We start from the raw sequence: 18,774 nt of genomic DNA, 5'->3' as shown, positions 1-18,774 counted from the left end.
TCAGTTTTATTATTTAGGGAGTTAAATCATGAATTGTTTTCAATCTATTCAATGTCTTTTCTATGGCGCTGTATTACTTCTAGGAAGCTCTTTAGCAGTAGCTCAGGGAAATTTAGAAAACCCAGCAGCCAATGCCGTTGAATCAGGAATCAGCGCCATTAGTGGTTGGCACTGTAATGCTGGTGAAATAGAAATTGAAATTGATGGTAATTCGCTGGGTAAAGCAGGCATAGGAACCCAGCGCAGTGATACACAGGCCCGCTGCGGTCATATAGAAACAGGCTTTTCATTATTAGTTAACTACGGCTCGCTCAGCGATGGTGAGCACACCATCGTAGTGAAAGTTGATGGTGAGGTTTGGCAGGAGCGTCAGTTCTCTACAGTTCGCCCAAGCGCGGACAGTGAGTTTGTACCCCAGCAAGAACATACTGAGTATGCCATTGACTTCCCTAAGGCTGGCGATGCGCTGGAGCTTCAGTGGCAGGCGTCCAAGCAGTCCTTTACCGTTATTCGCTCTTTTCGGAATTTGGTTAACCCTAGCCGAATGGTTTCCGATTTTAACCGTACGTTTTTTGGGCATGCCAGAGGCTATGACCCAGCTCGCCCTGATAGAGGGCATGGCTCGCTTGATGAAACTGAGTTTACCTTCGAGATCAGTGAAGAAAACTTTTTTATGAGGCGTGAAGGTACAAGTTTAGGAGGCTGCGATTACACGGGCAGTATTGAATTTTATTACAATAGAGTTGAAACAGAGGGTAGCTTTAATTGCGCTGGAAGTAGTGGAAGTTATACCGGCGAGCTCTTCGTAAACCCTAATGATGGCTATTACATCGGACGTTTCGAAATGACCCCTTCAGGCAGTGAAGAGGCCACCAAAGATTTTCATATGGCAATGGCGCCTTAAGCTTCCTTTAGGCTTTGGATATTGAACCGTGGGCGGGCATTGTCCGCACCACGGCTGCGGGCAAACTTTAAAAACCAATTGAGCATTCGCTCCGAATCAATTGCCTCGAAGTAATTAATGTTTTTACCGTAACTCGCAGGCACCTCAAGTAGGCCGTGCAGCCAAAGGCCGCCCAGGCCCCACTTGGAAACCACCAGCCCGTCTTCATCTAAAATGCCAGCATGGCAGACAGTTTTATCCTCGTCGCTTCCACTGCAGTACAACACTAAATCTCCAGCTTGAGCTTGTTTGCTACGCTTGATGGCCGATTGGCTTATTAGGTATTGAGCAAATCCTGGTCCTGCAAAAACTTCTTCATTGCGGGCAACAATTTGTTGGTAAACCCTAGAATTACAAAGCCCTAATGCGTATACCAAGCAGGTGTAATTACTCTCTGGCCAAGGGTCGGCAACAGGGCGAATACCGTGTTTATTGTATTGCGCAAGCCTTTCAAGGTAGGCCCATTGCTGGTGGCGTGGGTAGGCCTGGCTAATGGATTCAAGTTGCTTGCGAAGCAGCATAGTTCTTCTCCCGTCAGTTGTGGCGTGGAAAAGCTTGCCGGGGTTGCGGTAAGTAAGGTCTGAAAACGGCTGCAGGCCTCTGTGAGTTAGAGCTTTAGCTTACCTTGAAGAGATTCAGTTATTTAATACTTTATCGGTATTAATTCCTTTCTAGCCTCTGCCAACTGGCTCACACAATATTGTTGGGTCAATATAATTGACTGAAATATATGTACTGTTGCAGGCGGCTAATGTGTAGAAAAGTTCCGCTTTTAGCCTTAATAATTGATCTGCATCAATATATTGGCCTAATTGATGAATTACTCGACAAAAGTGGACTAATCCATACTTAAGTAGTCTCAAGCACCATTAACCTTGGCCGTTACAGGGGTAAGTGGCGATTTTTTGTAAATAATGACAGGTGGTGCTTAATTGCAAGTTTGCTCATTGGAATGATCGCAGGATGTGGAAACTTTTGTGTTTTAAGGGCGGTATATCTTGGATAAGAAGTCATCAAGGAAAGGGCTGATAAAGCCCATAGATAAGGAAGTGCATCTTGCCGAAGACGGTTTTATTGTCAGTAAAACAGACACTACTGGGCGTTTAACTTATATCAACCGCACCTTTATGGAGGTTTCGGGCTTTGTAGAAGATGAACTCTTGGGCCAGCAACACAATATTATCCGACACCCAGATATGCCCAGAGGTGTATTCAAGTTGTTATGGCAGGAGTTAAAGGCAACTCGAGAATTTTTTGGTTATGTAAAAAATCTTTGCAAATCCGGTGCATATTATTGGGTGTTTGCCAACGTCACTCCCGATTTCGACGAACGTGGCAATCTAAGAGGCTATTATTCTGTACGCCGCAAGCCGGCACCTGGAGCAATCAACGCTATTGAGGTCGTATACGAAAAAATGCGTGAAGCTGAAGCGCAGGGTGATCGTAAGACAGCTCCTGATCGTTCTATAAAAATCTTAGAAGATCATATCGCTGAGCAGAATCAAAGTTATATTCAGTATATGCAGAGCTTGGACGCAGCCTAGGAGATAAAATGATGAAAAATGGCACGAGTATTAATCAAAAGCCAGAGTTTAAATCTAAAGCTGCAAATAGAAAGAATATCAGTAGCCAGATTCCATTTTTTAGAACCCGCATCCAAATGGCGGTTTGGACAGTGCTGGCCCTAGTGTGGCTCAGTAATGGTATGGCCTTTGTTTTATTGGATCCTGCTTGGTGGTTATTGCTGGCGCCGGTGCTTAGTTTGGTCTTTTCTTTGTGGATTCATCAGTCTTCTAAGCAAATATTCAACTTAATAGAAGCTGTGCACGGTACCATCAAATCCGCCAATCAGGGTTCGTTTTACAAGCGAATTGTAAGAACCAAAGGCATGGGCGAACTGGGCCTTGTGGCTTGGGAGTTGAACGATTTATTGGATCGTATTGAATCTTACTTTAAAGAAGTAAATAGTTGCTTTAACTACGTGGCCAAAGGCTCTTATGATCGTAAGGCTTTATATAAAGGCTTGCCTGGTCAGTTAAGAAACTCACTGTGCTCTATTAATTTATCGATTGATCGCATGCAAGAGGGCATGGATTTGCTGGCGGCTAATGAGCTGCATTCTGAATTGCATAATCTTAATACGGTAAATTTGATCAGAAACCTAAAAACTAACCAGGCTGATTTGGATAGAATTTCCCGTGAAGTTTTCGAAGTAGAAACCATCGCGAATAGTAGCGGTGAAGCAGCAAGAGAAAGCCAGCAAGAAGTTGATAAGATGGCGAGCCAGTTAACCGAGATTAATTGCAGTATTCAAGAAGTGGCTGAGGTGGTGAAAGCCTTAGGTGAAGACAGCGAAAAAGTTTCGGCGTCTTTATCGATTATTACTGAAATTGCCGATCAAACCAGCTTGTTAGCCTTAAACGCTGCTATTGAAGCCGCTCGTGCAGGTGAGCAGGGGCGCGGTTTTGCGGTGGTAGCTGAAGAAGTAAAAGCGCTTTCGAATCGTACCAAAGAGGCTGCCATTGAAGTTTCTTCTACCATGGGTGGCTTTAGTTCTCGTGTACAAGATATGGTGAGTAAGGCAGAAACTTCCAGTAGCTCCGCTAATCAAATCAGTCAGCAAGTGGAAGAGTTTAAGCATCGCTTTAACGACTTTTCTGAATCTGCTGAAACGACACGTCGTTACGTCACCAATGCTAAAGATAGAACTTTTGGTACCTTGGCAAAACTTGACCATATTATTTTTAAACAGAATGGTTATTTAGCGTTAGATGATTCCAGCGGGCGCGAAGATGAAATAGCGGCAATATCCATCGACCACACCGGCTGTCGAATGGGGCGCTGGTATTACGAGGGGGATGGTTCAAAAAGTTTTAGCCATACTCAAGCGTATAAGGCATTGGAGGCACCGCATGCTGCGGTGCATCGTGCGGTGCAAGAAGCTGTTGACTTGCGTGATGCAAACTGGCGCTTTATGCCTGAAATTAGGCAAAGGATTATCGACAATATGAAGATCGCGGAAAGTGAGAGCGATATGATTCTCAAGCGTATTGATGAAATGATGGATGAAAAGCAAGCTTCCTAATCTGAAAGCTGGACCCACTGAAAAGCGAGCTCTATGGGCTCGCTTTTTTGCTAGTGAAAAAGTTGCTGGGCCGTGTGCTCGGCAATCGCTTCTGCCTCAGTAATGGTCTCGTGCAGTTCTTCACTTTTACCCATATGGCCAAGCTGTGATGTTAAAGAAAACAGGGTGGTTTGTAATTGGCTTAGTGCCTCAAGCCGAATGCAGCGCTGCTGGCTAGAATCTTGGCATAGAGCGCAAATCTCATTGTGCACAATATACAGAGCTTTTTCGGCGTAGAGATTATCGCCAAGCGCGACATAAGAAGCTGAAAGATTGTGCCCAGCGATCACTCGTAATGCCACCATTGCTGGGTTAGGGGAGTGAGACAAGATCATTTGGCAGATTTCTACTCCAGCCTGAAAGCGATGGCAAGATTCACCATACTCAGCCGCATGATGACACTTGGTTCCTTCATCAATAAGCTTACGGCAGGCGGACAGCGCCTGTTTTGGGTTTTGGATCAGCGCTTGTTGATGTGATGGGCAAATAGCATTCATATTCAGCTTCGACTCAATAAATGATAATCATTATCATTAGTGTATTGCTCGTATTAAGAGCTGTCAACGCTTTTAAAACAGATGCTACGATTAGAAAGACGCTTGTTTGGAAGTGATTGTTTTTAAAGAAGTTTAATTGCCTTAGGCTGCTTCTGATCAAAATACAGGCTGACGAAATGGGCCCCTAGCTTAATTGTTTCATTTTTTTAAAAAACGGCTTGACTCAATAGGTGTGCATCCCTATTATACGCGCCTCAACGCACTCGTAGCTCAGCTGGATAGAGTACTCGGCTACGAACCGAGCGGTCGAAGGTTCGAATCCTTCCGAGTGCGCCATACATACAAAAAAGCCCCCAAGGCCCTGCCTTGGGGGCTTTTTTGTATGTATGGCGTTCTTGGCCGGTAAGAGCCTTCGTGGTTCGACAAAATCACCTGGAGTGATTTTGCGCCGCTTTAGCGGCCCGAAGGGTGGTTTATAGGAATAAACCATAACTGATTGCGACCAAGAAATCGGGACTGCGCACAGGAGTGCGCACCCGCAGGGTCAAAACACGCCCAAGCGTGTTTTGAGTCCATCCTTCTCTTAAAACCAAAACCAAAGCCGAAAATATCTAAGCCAATAGGCCATAAATCCGCTAATCCCAATCCCCCCAAGCCAAGTTTGACAGCACCCAAATTCAAACCGATAATAAAACCATATGAATATCATGGAGTGCCCAAATGGCTACAGCTATAGCATCCCCCAAAAAAGGCCCTGCGAAGAATAAGTCCAAGGCGGCTTCTGCAGTCACGCTAAGGCCAGCTAGCACTGCTCGTCTTCGCCCGGTAAGGGCTCTGACCAAGGAAGTCTCTGGTATCAAAGAGTTTAGTCGAGCAGGCGTGCGCAAAAGCCTAAAAGAGGGTTTGTCGTTCAAGGCTATCGAACAGCTCGAAATTGGCCTTAATGCTTCTCAAAAAGAGGTTGCGCAAATATTGGGGATCCCGCCCAGCACCATGACCCGCCGCAAAAAGAGCGGCCGGCTTGAGGTGGATGAATCCGATCGGGCCATTCGCTTCGCGCAATTGAAGGATCAAGCGCTGGCTTTAATGCAGGGTGACGATGAAGCGGCGATAGCCTGGCTTAGAATGCCTCTTGATTTGCTGGAGGGAGAAACTCCACTAGAGAGAGCGAGCACAGAATTTGGCGCTAGAGATGTAGAGGATTTAATTGGGCGTCTTCGTCATGGGGTCTTTAGCTAGTGCTTAGCGGCTACCGTATTGCGGCCCCAGAATTTTCGAACAGCGTTGCAGAAATGATATCGGGAGAGGGCGCTTTTCTATATGGCGGCCGCTGGAATTCTAAAGGCATTAGGGTGGTGTACTTAGGTAGTAGTCTCGCTCAATCGGCCATGGAGCTTCTGGTACATTTGGGTCGTGCGGATATCCTCAATGTTTACCGTCAGGTCTCAGTTTCTTTTGACGAATCCCTTGTAGAACACATAGATATTAGTGATCTCCCCAACGATTGGGCTGAGCCCGCCATGGCGCCCAGTGTTCAAGCCACAGGTGATGCTTGGGTAGATGCGCAAAGCTCTGTCGTTCTTCAAGTGCCTAGTGTGGCGGTAATGGGTGAATATAATTATTTACTTAACCCAGCTCATCCGGATTTTACCAAGCTTAAGTATGGAGAGGTTTTGCCTTTTAGGTATGATTCTAGGTTGCGGAAGTAGGGGGGGTATTTTCGAGACGTTTTAACATTGATGATTTGTAAAATTCTTTGAAACAAGTTTTTACGCTGTCCATTTTTTCCTTAACACCTAAAAGAATATGAAGAAACAATGGCTGTTCTAATTATTATAATTTACATCATTTGCTGTGCGATCTTGCCTCGTAGATGGGTGCAGGATCAAGTGAGTATTGAGCACATTGCTTTTCGTGGTTTTTTAATGGGTTTTGTAGCTTTGTTGTTTTTCGCTGCTACCAAGTACTTTTTTTATAGTGCAGGTAATGGCGGGGGATTTAGTATTGGCATCTTTATATGGTTGACTCCGGTGCTTACGGCTTTGATATTTTATCTTTACGCTTGTGCGGCGTATGAAGGGAGATGAGTTGGTGGATAACGATCAGCGCAATTTAGTCATGGACGCTTGGAGATAAAAAATGAAAGCACTTTTAGATAAGCTCAGCGTGACAGGTTTTCTTGTCGTCTCTGCTGTATCTCTGCTGTTATGGTGGGTGGTGGACAAAAACTCTGAGCGAGGCACTAGGGTTAGCGTTCTCTATGGTTTGTTCGAGTACACGAAGCCAGTGCCTCCTAGTATCACGCAGGAGCCTCTGCTAAAGTTAATGGACGAAAATCCATCTGGTAAACTAAGCGAAGCGGCACCTTCTATAAATGGACTATCCGATATTGAGAATCAAGCCGAAACCCCAAAAAAGACACCGATTCCTGTTCACCCAGCAGAAAAAATACTTGTAGAAGTGAAGCAATCCAGACCCTACGTGTGAAATACGATAGAAGAAGCATATATGGGGATGGAGGTAGAATGGACTGGTTGGGTTGTCGATATCCTGTTTAATGAAGATAACAGTGCAAACATAATTCTGAGTGTTTCTAAGAATGATAGTTTTGGGGTGTTTTGGGTAAAAACCGATATTAAATCACAGCCTAGTATTAAGAGATTTAGTGTTGGTGAAAAGCTTATGGTTAATGGGGTGATTTCAGATTTTCAAGGCAATACTATCTTTGTGGCCCCCAGTAAAATTACCCTGTTGCCGGAAGAACGATAATTATGAATCAAACTTCTTAACCGCCGAATAAAAAATCTTTGGCGTGTTTGGTGCAACGGTATATGACCACGTGATCTGTATTTGCTCTATTTCTTAGTTTGATCGACCGCGCAAATGAATTAGAAAGAAGGATGGACTCAAAATACGCTTGGGCGTATTTTGACCCTGGGGGTGCGCTCTCCTGAGCGCAGTCCCGATTGCTTGGTCGCAATCGGTCGAACCACGAAGCTTCTTACCAGCCAAGAACGCCATACAAATAAAAACGCCCCCTTAGGCCTAGCCTAAGGGGGCGTTTTTATTTGTATGGCGCACTCGGAAGGATTCGAACCTTCGACCGCTCGGTTCGTAGCCGAGTACTCTATCCAGCTGAGCTACGAGTGCGTTGAGGGCGCGAATAATAGGGGGTTGTGGGGTTTGGGTCAAGTGCTTTTTTGTTTTGTATAGGCTTTGGCTTTGTTTCTTTGTTGTTGTTATTTTATTGGGTGTTTTTTGTTCTATTCAGTCTCTGTTTTTGGCTCTGATTTTGTTTTTTTAGAGGTATTTAAGGACTGTGGTCCCAGTCTAGGTCTTTGCTTATTTCTGATTGCCCAGCCTCTTGTTTTTGGCTTAGGCGCATTTTTACTTTTAGATTGTGGCGAGAGTCGGCATGGCTTAGTGCCTCCTCTTCGCTGATCTTTCCTTCTTGGAATAGTGCAAAGATGTCGTCATCAAAATTTCTGGCGCCGATGTCCATGCCGCGCTCTAGTGCTTCGGCGATTTCTTCTATTTTGTCGTTTTGTATTAATTCGCTGATGTAGGGTGATTCCGGCAGTATTTCAAAGGCTGGCCAGCGTTTTTTATCTAGGCCGATGAGCAGGCGCTGGCAAACAATGGCTCTTAGGTTGCGCGATAAATCGGTGCGTAGTTGTCGATGTTGTTTTTCAGGAAAGAAGTTCAACACGCGGTCTAAGGTTTCAATGGCATTGGCGGCGTGAATGGTCCCCAAGCATAGATGACCAGTTTCGGCATAGGTGATGGCGCTATGCATGGTCTCACTGTCGCGAATCTCGCCAATCAAAATTACATCGGGTGCTTCGCGCATGGCGTTTTTTAAAGCGCTGGCATAGCTTTGAGTGTCGCTGCCAATTTCTCGTTGATTAACGATGGATCTTTTATAGTGATGCAGATACTCAATCGGGTCTTCGATGGTGAGTATGTGGCTATGATGGTGGGCATTTCGATAATCCAACATGGCGGCCATGGTGGTGGATTTGCCCGAGCCGGTTGCGCCGGCTACTAATACGAGTCCGCGGCGGTGCATCACCAGCTCTTTAAGGGAAGAGGGAAGGTGCAGCTCTGTAAAGCTCGGGATCTCGGTTTTTACATGCCGCACCACCATGGCGACTTCACCACGCTGTCTCAGCAGGTTAATTCGAAAGCGAGCTAGGCCTTTAATGGAGGCCGCAAAGTTAAGCTCCCAGTCCTGTTCAAAGCGCTGTATGTGGTGATCTTGCATTAAGCTATAGGCTAGGGTCTTCACTTCGCCTACTGCCATCGTATGCTGAGATTGCACCGGGTGTATCTGACCTTCGATCTTAATCATCACCGGTGCATTGGTGCTAAAAAACAAATCCGATGCGCCATGTTCAACCATAAATTGAAGGTAGTCGCTCATTTCCATGTGGCAGCCCTAGCTCGTCTTAAGCAATGTAGTCTCTCTTTATAGAGTTTAGCGGCAATTCGTCCATAAACTCGATAAAAGCCCACTATTTATAGGCGTTTATCACTGAAGCTTATTTGGCTGTAGATTAATTGGACAATTTGCTACGGTTGGTAGTGGATACCTACTAATTGGCGTATTTGGCCTGTCAAATATCCTTCATTTTCTACTAGAATACGGCGAATTACAGGAAAAAGCTCTGTTGTCTTGTTTATCTGCAAGTAGATATTCTTTACTTGTAAAGTAAATATGCGTTAGCATCTACAAGAACGAATAAGCAAACGCTAATTCAACAGAATAAAAAAGAAAGAATGAGAGGCAATTGAGTGGTAAACCACTGAATAAATGCCCCATAAGCCATACCCGCCAAAAGCGGGTAATAATGATGAATCTGCGCAAGCAGTAGCAATTGGAACCGTGTTGTGAAGCCTACAAAGACCGAAGACGGTCATCACTTTCACAAAGTGGTGGACTGTCAGTACGCCTGTCCGGCGCATACCCCTGTGCCCGAATATATCCGTTTAATTGCCGCCGGCCGTTACACCGACGCCTATATGATCAACTGGGAATCCAATGTGTTTCCCGGTGTGCTTGGGCGAACTTGTGATCGACCCTGTGAGCCCGCTTGTCGACGAGGGCGGGTGGAAGAAGAGCCAGTGGCTATTTGCCGCCTGAAGCGTGTAGCTTCAGATAATAAGCTTGATGAAGATGTGGCTGCTCGAATGCCAGAGATCCCCAAGCAAAAGAACGGTAAAAAAGTTGCCCTTATTGGCGGTGGCCCAGCTTCACTGACGGTTGCCCGTGATTTGATGCCCCTTGGCTATGATGTTCATCTTTATGATGATCAGCCGCTTGGTGGCGGTTTTATGCGCAGCCAGATTCCTTCCTTCCGTCTGCCGGAACAAGTGCTAAATCAAGAAGTGAATTACATTCTTGATATGGGCGTTATCACCCAGTTCAACACTTATGTTGATAGCCTTAAAGCCGTTCTCGACAAAGAGTACGATGCGGTGTTCGTGGGTACGGGTGCGCCACGTGGTCGTGATCTAAACATCCCTGGCCGCGAAGAAGGTGATGCCAATATTCACTTAGGTATCGAGTGGCTGGCTAATGTTGCTTTTGAACACACAGATAAAGTGGGCAAAAAAGTAATTGTGTTAGGTGGCGGTAATACCGCCATGGATTGCTGCCGTACTGCACTGCGTATCGGTGCAGACGAAGTCAAAGTCATTGTGCGCAGCCCTAAGAGCGAAATGAAAGCTTCGCCGTGGGAGATTGAGGATGCCGAGCGTGAAGGCATTCCAATGATGGAAAACCATGTGCCGCTAGAGTTTGTTGTTGAAGACGGCAAGCTTGTGGGTATGCGTTTTGATCGCGTTGAAGCGAAGTACGATGAAAATGGCAAACGCAGTTTAGTGTCTTTAGGCGAAGAGCCAGTGTTTGTTGAATGTGACGATGTCTGCATCGCCATTGGCCAAGATAATGCCTTCCCATGGGTTGAGCGCGATCTGGGTATCGAGTTTGGCCAGTGGGATATGCCTGTGGTCAATGAAGAGAGCTTCCAGTCTACTCTACCAAAAGTATTTTTTGGTGGTGATGCTGCCTTTGGTCCAGCCAACGTTATTACGGCAGTTGCGCAGGGCCACCATGCCGCGGTTTCTATCGATCTGTTCTTGAATGGCAAGTCGGTATTGAATGAACGCCCCTCGGCTTTGACTAATCTTGTAAGCCAGAAGATGGGTATTCATGAGTGGAGCTACGATAATGGCGTAGTAGAAGATGTTCGCTATGCGGTTCCCCATGCTGATGTGGCTACTTCAGTTAAAGATCGTCTTTTAGAAGTAGAGCTTGGCTACGATGAGCAACTCGCATTTGCAGAAGCTCAGCGTTGTTTGAATTGTGATGCTCAAACCGTGTTTACCGAGAGTAAATGTATCGAGTGCGATGCCTGTACCGATATCTGTCCAACCAATTGCATTAATTTTGTTGACAATGACGACGATGAATCCGCTTTAAGAGCGAAGCTCATTGTGCCTGCTAATAATTTGACTCAGGATCTGTTGGTATCAGAAGGTCAATTGCAAACCGGACGCGTGATGGTAAAAGACGAAAACGTTTGCTTGCATTGTGGTTTGTGCGCTGAGCGTTGCCCAACCGCCGCTTGGGACATGCAGAAATTTAGCTATGAAATGGCCAAAGCAGGAGCGGAATCATGAGTTCAGTTGCCAAAGGTGTAAAAAGCATTGAAGCGGTCAATGATTTCGTCATTAAGTTCGCTAATGTAAATGGCACGGGCTCGGCCAGTGCTAATAATTTATTTGCAAAGTCCATTTTTAGAATGGGCATCCCAATGAGCCCTAAGAATATTTTTCCTTCTAATATTCAAGGCTTGCCGACCTGGTATGAAGTGCGGGTAAGCGAAAAGGGCTATCTAGGGCGTCGCGGTGGCACCGATTTTATGGTGTCAGTAAACCCGCAAAGCATGGCCAAAGACGTTAAAGAGGTGAGCCCTGGTGGCTACTTCTTATATGACAATACCAAACCATTAGATCTACGTTTACATCGTGACGATATTAATTTTATCGGTATTCCCTTAATGCAGATCTGCATGGATGAATACAAAGATGCTCGTCAGCGCCAGCTATTTAAAAACATGATTTATGTGGGCGCTTTAGCTGCGCTGCTAGACATTGAGTTCGATGTGTTAACGGGCCTGATCGCCGATCAGTTTAAAGGCAAAGAAAAATTAATCGCGCCAAATGTGCATGCTTTAGAGCTTGGTTTTCAATACGCCAAGGCCAATTTTGAATGCCCCTGTAGCATTACCGTGAAGCGTTGCGACAATGTTGGTGATCGTATTTTATTGGACGGTAATACAGCCTGTGGCTTAGGTGCTGTATATGCCGGTGCTACCGTAGCAGGCTGGTATCCCATTACGCCGTCTACTTCGGTAATCGAAGGTTTTGAAAAATACTGTAAGCGCATGCGTATCGATCCGGCCAGTGGCCAGAAAAATTACGCCATCGTACAGGCTGAAGATGAACTAGCCGCAATCGGTATGGTAATTGGCGCTAGCTGGAATGGTGCTCGTGCGTTTACCGCAACTTCTGGGCCTGGCGTCTCCTTAATGAGCGAATTCTTGGGCTTGGCTTATTTCGCGGAAATCCCAACGGTTTTGATAGATGTACAAAGGGCAGGGCCGTCTACCGGTATGCCGACACGTACACAGCAATCCGATATTGTGGCCGCCGCTTATGCTTCCCACGGTGATACTAAACACGTCTTGCTGTTCCCATCGACGCCGAAAGATTGCTTTGATATGACAGCGCAGGCTTTTGATCTGGCCGAGCGCTTGCAAACTCCTGTCATCATGCTGACCGATCTTGATCTGGGTATGAACGATAATCTGTCTGAGCCATTAAGCTGGGATGATGCGCGTGAATACGATCGCGGTAAGGTATTTAATGCCGAAGAGCTTGAAGCGATGAGTGAGCGTTTTGGTCGCTACTTAGATGTCGATGGTGATGGTATTCCATACCGTACTTATCCAGGTACGCACCCCACTAAAGGTTCTTTCTTTACTCGTGGCACCTCGCGTGACGAATACGCGGTGTATACCGAAGATGGCAGCGAGTATGTGAAAAACATGGAGCGCTTACTGCATAAATGGGAAACCGCTAAAAGCTATGTCCCGGCACCTGAAATTATCAGCGTAGAAGGTGGCAAAAAAGTAGGCTTGATTCATTTCGGTACCAGCAAAGATGCGACACTTGAAGCGGTTGATAAATTGGCCGAGCAGGGCATCACTGCCGATAGCTGCCGCATTAAAGCCTTCCCGTTTAATCATGAAGTTGAAGATTTTATTGCCGAGCACGATACCGTTTTTGTTATTGAGCAAAATCGTGATGCCCAAATGCGTCAGCTACTGGTCAATGAATGTGAAATAAACCCTAAATCCCTGGTCAAGATCTTGCACTACGATGGAATGCCGATAACGGCCGATACCATTGCTCAGCGAGTGAAAGATGTAGTGCAGCACGATAATGTTACACCTATTAAACGGGCACAGTAAGGGGAAGATAAGATGAGTTTCTTTAAGCCGGCGTTTCGCCACCCAGAATTGCCCACTAATGAGTTGGGCTTTACCAAAAAGAATTACGAGGGTTCGATCTCGACGCTATGTGCAGGTTGTGGCCACGATTCTATTAGCGCCGCCATTGTGCAGTCGATCTTTGAGTTATCGATTCCACCGCATAATATTGCCAAAATGTCAGGTATTGGTTGTTCCTCAAAAACGCCGACCTACTTTCTAGGAAATTCACACGGTTTTAACTCAGTACATGGTCGCATGCCTTCGGTTGCGACGGGCGCCAATATGGCCAATCGCGAGATGATCTATGTGGGTGTCTCGGGTGATGGTGATACCGCTTCCATTGGTATGGGGCAGTTTACCCATGCGGTACGTCGTAATTTGAACATGATGTACGTGGTCGAGAATAATGGCTGCTATGGTTTGACCAAAGGGCAGGATTCGGCCACGGCCGATGTGGGCTCTATCAGTAAAAAAGGTGAGCCAAACCCTTTTGAGGCAATTGATCTTGCCAGTGTTGCTTTGCAGCTAGGGGCGACTTTTGTTGCGCGCAGCTTCTCGGGCGACAAAAATCAGTTGATCCCCTTAATTAAGGCCGCTATTTCGCATCGCGGTTTTGCATTGATTGATGTGATTTCACCTTGTGTAACTTTTAACAATAATCCGGGCTCAACTAAAAACTACGAGCACGTTCGCGATCACCTAGCCGCTACTGGTACTGTAGATTTTGTGCCAATGCGTGAAGAGATCACCGCAGATTATGGTGCTGGTACCGCGCAAGAAGTTACTTTGCATGATGGCAGCGTGGTGCATTTGCAAAAGGCTGATGCGGATTTGAATGTGAATGATCGTCGTAGTGCTTTAAAGCTAATTAAAGACTATAAAGCGCAAGATAAGATCTTAACGGGCTTGCTGTATATGGATGCCGATTCGCAAGATTGCCATGAAACCATTGGTACCAGTAAAAAGGCTCTGCGTACCTTAGGTGAATCTGAGCTATGCCCTGGCGAAAAAGCCTTACAGGCCATTAACGAAAGCCTTCGTTAAGCCTATGCCGTGACTGTCTTGTCAGTCACGGCATTTCTCCAACTCCTCTCAACTGCTCCGTACGCTTCACCCTCACCATGACATGGCTCTAGGCTGCATATCCCTCAAACTGCCGTGCAGTTTTTGAGCTGTATAGTGCCTTATTCGTTGATAAGATAATGAATCAGCACAAAGATACATAAATAATAATCAAGCTAGGAAACGACTATGCGACAGCTAGGAAGGCATTTATATATACGTACATTGTTGGTTGTTTTAATGGCCATATTCAGCAAGCTCAGCTTGGCCGCAGAGTTAAGCCCGCTGAGCATTGGTGACGCCTTAACACTAAAATCAAATATTCTCGCTGAGCAGCGTCGGATAAATATCTATTTCCCGTCTGAATATCATCGCAATAAAAAGGGTAAATACCCTGTGCTATATATGCCTGATGGTGGTCTAGAAGAGGACTTTCTTCATATTGCTGGCCTGGTACAAATAGGCGCTCTAAATTGGACTATGCGCCCCTTTATCTTGGTCGGTATAGAAAACACCGAAAGAAAGCGCGATCTCACCGGCCCAACAAGTGATCCAAGAGACAAAGAAATAGCGCCAAATATTGGTGGCTCTGATAAATTCAGAGCCTTTATTCGCGATGAGCTGATGCCAGAGATCAATAAGCGATATCGTACATCTGGTGAAACGGCCATCATCGGGGAGTCATTGGCAGGCCTATTCGTTATTGAAACCCTCCTTGAGGAACCGAGTTTATTCGATAGTTATCTGGCGGTTGATCCTAGTCTATGGTGGGATAAAGAACGCTTGGTTTCTACCTCGGCGGATAGACTAAATAAAAACTTGCCGGATAAAAATCAACAAGCTCAAGCTCAAGCTAAAGCCGGTCAGAAGCGAGTCTATATCGCTGCCAGTAGCCAAAAAGGTATCGTTGAACCAAGTCGAGCATTGTCTGAAGTCTTCTCAAAAGATGATCGCATTGAAGTTGTGTTTAAAGAACTGCCCAATGAAACACACTTAAGTGTTTATCACCCGGCGGCGCTAAGTGGCTTGAGATCCATGTTTCCTCGGGAACAGTAAGCCTACGTTGGCAGGTATAGGTATTAACCGTGAAACCTCAGTGGCTCAAATACAGAGAGGAAATACTGTCTAGCCTCGATCGCTGGGATGGAAAGTCTGTTGAAGCTCTTGAGGGGCTTTATCGCAATTACAGTGCGAATGACGATTTTGCCAAAGTTCTTGAAGATTGGGCTGATAGTGTTAGCACGAGTATAAAGCTACAGAATGCATTGAGCCATCTACTAAAACAGCATTGCGACAATGGCTATATTGTACTGGCAAAGCAAAGTCACTCTATTTTATCTGTATTGGAAAACGAGCCGCACTGGCAAACTTTGTTACATATTTTGCAGAGCTTTAAGAGTTTTGAATTGGTCGAAGAATACAGAGATAGCTGGGAGCGGATACTAAAAAGCGCTCTAAGTTGTGAGAATAAATTTGTCCGAGCTTGGAGTTATTATGCTTGGGCTTTATTCGCAGATCATTTTCCAAGATACGGGCCTGAGGTGAATGACTATATCGAAATGGCGCTTCGAGACGAAGCGCCATCCGTGAAAGCGAGAATAAGGCAGATGCAAAAGCAGGGTTTGATTTGAATTTTTGAATTCTGTTGTTTTACTTTAGTAAAAGTGATTGGAAAGTGATGGGAAAGAGATATGAGTGATATCAGCCATATAGGACAAATCGCAATTACGGTCTCCAATGTTAAAGAAGCTTTAACCTTTTATCGCGATCAGCTTGGTTTAGAGTTTCTGTTTGCCCCCAGTGATCAGCTGGCCTTTTTGCAATGTGGGGCAAGTCGTTTAATGCTGACTGAACCCCAAGGGGCAGGGGAAGCTGGACAAAATTCCATTTTGTACTATCAGGTTTGCGATATAGAGTCCAAGTTTCAATCGCTAGAGGATAGCGGTGTTCATTGTGAAAGAGCGCCAGAGTTTGCCGCGGCTATGCCTGATCACGATCTGTGGTTGGCGTTTTTGAGAGATCCTGAAGGTAATCTATTGGCATTGATGGAAGAGAAGGCAAAATCCGCTTAGCGGTATTCATGGATAAAAAACATTTCAACAACGATAACAAAAGCAGCGCTGATCTAATGAATAATAGCCATCCCTCGATTCAAACCATTAGCCGAGCTTATTTTGAGTCTATAAATCAAACGCCAACGGAATTGCCGGCATGGTATTTCTGCGATAACCCAAAAGATGCCGATGAATGTGCTGACTGGGTATTGTCTGGCGACAAAAGAGCTACCGCAAGTTCGTTGTGGTGGCTGGAACATAGTGGTGAGCCTATGCCTGAGGTAGGTGATTTAAATATTGTCACCAATTGGGCGGGTATTGCCCAATGCATTATTCAAACGACCCAAGTGGAAGTAAGGCCCTATTTTGAGATTGATGCTGGTTTCGCCCAGCTTGAAGGTGAGGGCGATAAAAGCTTAGCCTATTGGCGACAGGTGCACTGGGCCTATTATCATCGTGAGCTGGCTATTTATGGACAGAGGCCGACATTGGATATGCCGATAATCTGTGAATCCTTTGAAGTCGTTTATCGCTAAAACACTTTTATCTCTATTTGTTCAGCACTAGTGTATTTCGTTCGCTTTGCGATAACGCCCCTCATAGTCAAACAGCTTTTCAATCACTTGGCTATAGCGTTTTTCCTGGCGAGCAATGACAAAATCTGGCGACCTGAGCTGGTCCTGTCTCTGTAAAATATAATTGACACTGAGTTTTTCAATACAGCGCTTGGGGAAGTGTTCGGGCAGTAATTTATGGGGTTTTAGAAAATGCAGCCAGCAGGCATAGCGCTGTTTGCTTGTGCTGAGATAAAAATACTCCTGAAGCTCGCTGCCGTCTTCATCGTGATAACAGACCTCTAAACGCTCTTTGCCATCTTTATGGCCTGCATCTAGGCTTTGGCCTGCGCAACGTAAAACGATATGGTCACGTAAGGCTAGGGCCTGTTTTAGCTTATCATCAGGATCGACCAAAAGTTGCTCGCAGCTTAGGCATTTGCGTGCGGCAATATCATTCTCTTGCCCGCAGCTAGGGCACTCTTTAAAACGAAAGCGAAACTCGCAGCGGCGTTTTTTGCTATTTGGCTTCTCGCTGTGTTCGGCTTGCTCTATTAAGCCCTGGCAACGGCGGCCATAGTGTTCAAGTAGGTTACCTTGTTCATCAAGCTTGCCCCAAAAATGATTGTTAAAGCCGCAGGCTGGGCAGGGGATTTCTATCACTTCACTGTCACCGCTCGGTTTTACTTCGCCCACTTCAGGGGAAAATAAGCGATGACCATTGCTGGCATAATCGAGCACTAAACATTGTTTTTTGCCGGGGCTTAGGCGTAAGCCTCGGCCAATAATTTGCTGATAGAGGCTGACTGATTCGGTTGGGCGAAGCAGCACAATAGTGTCAACATGTGGGGCATCAAAACCTGTGGTGAGTACGGCCACATTAACCAGATATTTAATCTGTTTATTTTTAAAGGCTCGAATCACCGAATCACGAGCTTTTTGCTTCATATCGCCCAGCACAATGGCCGAGCAATCATCGGGCAAATAGCCCATGATTTCTTTGGCGTGTTCTACGGTTGCCGCAAAAATCATCACAGCTTCACGCCGCTCGCTCAAGCTTAAAACCTGCTCAATAATTCGCGCAGTTGCACGTTTACTTTTATCGAGTACCGAATTGAGATCGCTTGGGCTGAAAAGGCCGCTTTGTTTGGGGCGCAACTGTTCAAAGTCATAGAGTGCGACAGGGGCATCTAGCAGCTCAACAGAAGTAAGGTAATTATTGTCGATCATATAACGCAGTGGTAATTCATAAATGCAGGCTTGAAAGGGTGTGTCGGCATCACTGCGCCAGATATTTTCGCTAAGATGTTGCTGGTATATCCAGCCGCTATCTAGGCGATAAGGGGTTGCTGTTAATCCCAACACCTTCAAAGCAGGGTTGCTGCTTTTTAAGGTGTCGATTACCTGCCGGTACTGAGAATTGTCGTCTTGTGCGAGGCGGTGGCATTCATCGATGATCAGCAGGGAATATTCTTGTTTAAACTGATCGAGATTACGCGCAACCGATTGCACGCTGCCAAACACAATTTGTGCATCAGTTTGCTTTTCTTGTAAACCTGCCGAGAAGATAGAGGCCTGAGCACCGGTAGCGCGAAACTTGGCCGCGTTCTGCTCTACCAGTTCTTTAACGTGGGCTAGCACCAAGATCTTTCGTTTGGCGAGTCGGGCCAATTCAGCGATGACTAGGCTTTTGCCTGCGCCGGTAGGTAGCACGATAAGCGCGGCGTCGTTGCTCTTTCGAAAATGTCTAATGGTGGCATCAACGGCTTCTTGTTGATAAGGGCGTAATTGCCAGCTACTGGTTTTACTCATAGGGTCTTAGTGGCAATGTTTGTGCTGTGTTAAGTGGGATTATGGTTATTCACTGGGGGACACTCTAAGGTACCCTCAGTTTGAGCAGCTACATTGTATAACGTAGTAGAAATACTGGCAGCAATTGCCGGTTCTTTTTAACATTATTAGCTTGCTCTTAGAGGTGC

General features: G+C 45.8%; 18 protein-coding genes and 2 tRNA genes. 15 read left to right on the top strand and 5 right to left on the bottom strand.

Going from position 1 to position 18,774, the window contains the following annotated elements:
• The first annotated feature begins 28 nt into the window (after positions 1-28).
• Positions 29-904: a hypothetical protein gene (locus Q1A08_RS03315; protein ID WP_299769687.1), complete on the top strand. Its 876-nt coding sequence runs from the start codon at positions 29-31 to the stop codon at positions 902-904.
• Here the strand turns inward: Q1A08_RS03315 and Q1A08_RS03310 are convergent.
• Positions 901-1,464 (bottom strand): hypothetical protein, encoded by a 564-nt coding sequence (locus Q1A08_RS03310; RefSeq protein ID WP_299769684.1) that lies wholly within the window; start codon positions 1,462-1,464, stop codon positions 901-903. The two genes, Q1A08_RS03315 and Q1A08_RS03310, sit on opposite strands and share 4 nt — an antisense overlap.
• A 477-nt stretch (positions 1,465-1,941) precedes the next feature.
• Between Q1A08_RS03310 and Q1A08_RS03305 the strand changes: the two genes are divergently transcribed.
• On the top strand, positions 1,942-2,487 hold the full coding sequence (locus Q1A08_RS03305) for a PAS domain-containing protein (protein ID WP_299769681.1): 546 nt from the start codon (positions 1,942-1,944) through the stop codon (positions 2,485-2,487).
• 8 nt (positions 2,488-2,495) lie between these two features.
• Positions 2,496-4,028, top strand: a complete 1,533-nt coding sequence (locus Q1A08_RS03300) for a methyl-accepting chemotaxis protein (protein WP_299769678.1) — start codon at positions 2,496-2,498, stop codon at positions 4,026-4,028.
• A gap of 50 nt (positions 4,029-4,078) precedes the next feature.
• Here the strand turns inward: Q1A08_RS03300 and Q1A08_RS03295 are convergent, their stop codons facing one another.
• On the bottom strand, positions 4,079-4,564 hold the full coding sequence (locus Q1A08_RS03295; RefSeq protein ID WP_299769675.1) for a hypothetical protein: 486 nt from the start codon (positions 4,562-4,564) through the stop codon (positions 4,079-4,081).
• Positions 4,565-4,823: 259 nt separating this feature from the next.
• Here Q1A08_RS03295 and Q1A08_RS03290 point away from each other — a divergent pair.
• The 5 genes from Q1A08_RS03290 to Q1A08_RS03270 all read left to right on the top strand — a co-directional run bounded on the left by Q1A08_RS03290 (position 4,824) and on the right by Q1A08_RS03270 (position 7,333).
• A tRNA-Arg gene (locus Q1A08_RS03290) sits at positions 4,824-4,900 on the top strand.
• A 384-nt stretch (positions 4,901-5,284) separates the two neighbouring features.
• The gene (locus Q1A08_RS03285) at positions 5,285-5,803 is read left to right on the top strand and encodes an antitoxin Xre/MbcA/ParS toxin-binding domain-containing protein (protein ID WP_299769672.1); all 519 of its coding nucleotides are present in this window, start codon (positions 5,285-5,287) and stop codon (positions 5,801-5,803) included.
• Positions 5,803-6,273: an RES family NAD+ phosphorylase gene (locus tag Q1A08_RS03280; RefSeq protein WP_299769669.1), complete on the top strand. Its 471-nt coding sequence runs from the start codon at positions 5,803-5,805 to the stop codon at positions 6,271-6,273. Before Q1A08_RS03285 ends, Q1A08_RS03280 begins: the two co-directional genes overlap by 1 nt.
• Before the next feature lie 430 nt (positions 6,274-6,703).
• Positions 6,704-7,051, top strand: coding sequence for a hypothetical protein (locus Q1A08_RS03275; protein ID WP_299769666.1), 348 nt, complete (start codon positions 6,704-6,706; stop codon positions 7,049-7,051).
• A gap of 21 nt (positions 7,052-7,072) precedes the next feature.
• Positions 7,073-7,333: a hypothetical protein gene (locus Q1A08_RS03270; protein WP_299769663.1), complete on the top strand. Its 261-nt coding sequence runs from the start codon at positions 7,073-7,075 to the stop codon at positions 7,331-7,333.
• A 304-nt stretch (positions 7,334-7,637) separates the two neighbouring features.
• Here Q1A08_RS03270 and Q1A08_RS03265 read toward each other — a convergent pair.
• Positions 7,638-7,714, bottom strand: a tRNA-Arg gene (locus Q1A08_RS03265).
• Positions 7,715-7,874: 160 nt separating this feature from the next.
• Positions 7,875-8,993 carry a PilT/PilU family type 4a pilus ATPase gene (locus Q1A08_RS03260; RefSeq protein WP_299769660.1) on the bottom strand — a complete coding sequence of 373 codons (1,119 nt, stop codon included), beginning with the start codon at positions 8,991-8,993 and terminating at the stop codon, positions 7,875-7,877.
• Positions 8,994-9,454: 461 nt separating this feature from the next.
• On the opposite strand from Q1A08_RS03260, the gene Q1A08_RS03255 reads away from it, so the two are divergent.
• The 7 genes from Q1A08_RS03255 to Q1A08_RS03225 all read left to right on the top strand — a co-directional run bounded on the left by Q1A08_RS03255 (position 9,455) and on the right by Q1A08_RS03225 (position 16,777).
• Positions 9,455-11,248 carry an FAD-dependent oxidoreductase gene (locus Q1A08_RS03255; protein ID WP_299769657.1) on the top strand — a complete coding sequence of 598 codons (1,794 nt, stop codon included), beginning with the start codon at positions 9,455-9,457 and terminating at the stop codon, positions 11,246-11,248.
• Positions 11,245-13,104 (top strand): 2-oxoacid:acceptor oxidoreductase subunit alpha, encoded by a 1,860-nt coding sequence (locus Q1A08_RS03250; RefSeq protein ID WP_299769655.1) that lies wholly within the window; start codon positions 11,245-11,247, stop codon positions 13,102-13,104. Before Q1A08_RS03255 ends, Q1A08_RS03250 begins: the two co-directional genes overlap by 4 nt.
• 12 nt (positions 13,105-13,116) lie before the next feature.
• Positions 13,117-14,169, top strand: a complete 1,053-nt coding sequence (locus Q1A08_RS03245) for a 2-oxoacid:ferredoxin oxidoreductase subunit beta (RefSeq protein WP_299769652.1) — start codon at positions 13,117-13,119, stop codon at positions 14,167-14,169.
• 207 nt (positions 14,170-14,376) lie between these two features.
• Positions 14,377-15,243: an alpha/beta hydrolase-fold protein gene (locus Q1A08_RS03240; RefSeq protein ID WP_299769649.1), complete on the top strand. Its 867-nt coding sequence runs from the start codon at positions 14,377-14,379 to the stop codon at positions 15,241-15,243.
• 29 nt (positions 15,244-15,272) lie between these two features.
• A complete protein-coding gene (locus Q1A08_RS03235) occupies positions 15,273-15,818 on the top strand; it encodes a hypothetical protein (protein WP_299769646.1) in 546 nt (181 codons plus the stop codon).
• Positions 15,819-15,878: 60 nt separating this feature from the next.
• On the top strand, positions 15,879-16,259 hold the full coding sequence (locus tag Q1A08_RS03230; protein WP_299769644.1) for a VOC family protein: 381 nt from the start codon (positions 15,879-15,881) through the stop codon (positions 16,257-16,259).
• Between the two features lie 8 nt (positions 16,260-16,267).
• Positions 16,268-16,777 (top strand): ASCH domain-containing protein, encoded by a 510-nt coding sequence (locus Q1A08_RS03225; RefSeq protein ID WP_299769641.1) that lies wholly within the window; start codon positions 16,268-16,270, stop codon positions 16,775-16,777.
• Positions 16,778-16,804: 27 nt separating this feature from the next.
• On the opposite strand, the gene Q1A08_RS03220 is transcribed toward Q1A08_RS03225, so the two are convergent.
• Positions 16,805-18,607: a DEAD/DEAH box helicase gene (locus Q1A08_RS03220; protein WP_299769639.1), complete on the bottom strand. Its 1,803-nt coding sequence runs from the start codon at positions 18,605-18,607 to the stop codon at positions 16,805-16,807.
• Between the last annotated feature and the right edge of the window lie 167 nt (positions 18,608-18,774).

It is taken from the genome of uncultured Pseudoteredinibacter sp., assembly GCF_947500695.1.
GTDB lineage: Bacteria > Pseudomonadota > Gammaproteobacteria > Pseudomonadales > Cellvibrionaceae > Pseudoteredinibacter.
The sequence above is the reverse complement of the archived record's forward strand: the minus strand, read 5'-3'. Positions and strand labels throughout refer to the sequence as shown.

Coding starts and splice junctions, on each gene's coding strand:
- Q1A08_RS03315 (WP_299769687.1), top strand. CDS start 29: ATGAATTGTTTTCAATCTATTCAATGTCTTTTCTATGGCGCTGTATTA.
- Q1A08_RS03310 (WP_299769684.1), bottom strand. CDS start 1,464: ATGCTGCTTCGCAAGCAACTTGAATCCATTAGCCAGGCCTACCCACGC.
- Q1A08_RS03300 (WP_299769678.1), top strand. CDS start 2,496: ATGATGAAAAATGGCACGAGTATTAATCAAAAGCCAGAGTTTAAATCT.
- Q1A08_RS03295 (WP_299769675.1), bottom strand. CDS start 4,564: ATGAATGCTATTTGCCCATCACATCAACAAGCGCTGATCCAAAACCCA.
- Q1A08_RS03285 (WP_299769672.1), top strand. CDS start 5,285: ATGGCTACAGCTATAGCATCCCCCAAAAAAGGCCCTGCGAAGAATAAG.
- Q1A08_RS03275 (WP_299769666.1), top strand. CDS start 6,704: ATGAAAGCACTTTTAGATAAGCTCAGCGTGACAGGTTTTCTTGTCGTC.
- Q1A08_RS03270 (WP_299769663.1), top strand. CDS start 7,073: ATGGGGATGGAGGTAGAATGGACTGGTTGGGTTGTCGATATCCTGTTT.
- Q1A08_RS03260 (WP_299769660.1), bottom strand. CDS start 8,993: ATGGAAATGAGCGACTACCTTCAATTTATGGTTGAACATGGCGCATCG.
- Q1A08_RS03250 (WP_299769655.1), top strand. CDS start 11,245: ATGAGTTCAGTTGCCAAAGGTGTAAAAAGCATTGAAGCGGTCAATGAT.
- Q1A08_RS03245 (WP_299769652.1), top strand. CDS start 13,117: ATGAGTTTCTTTAAGCCGGCGTTTCGCCACCCAGAATTGCCCACTAAT.
- Q1A08_RS03240 (WP_299769649.1), top strand. CDS start 14,377: ATGCGACAGCTAGGAAGGCATTTATATATACGTACATTGTTGGTTGTT.
- Q1A08_RS03230 (WP_299769644.1), top strand. CDS start 15,879: ATGAGTGATATCAGCCATATAGGACAAATCGCAATTACGGTCTCCAAT.
- Q1A08_RS03225 (WP_299769641.1), top strand. CDS start 16,268: ATGGATAAAAAACATTTCAACAACGATAACAAAAGCAGCGCTGATCTA.
- Q1A08_RS03220 (WP_299769639.1), bottom strand. CDS start 18,607: ATGAGTAAAACCAGTAGCTGGCAATTACGCCCTTATCAACAAGAAGCC.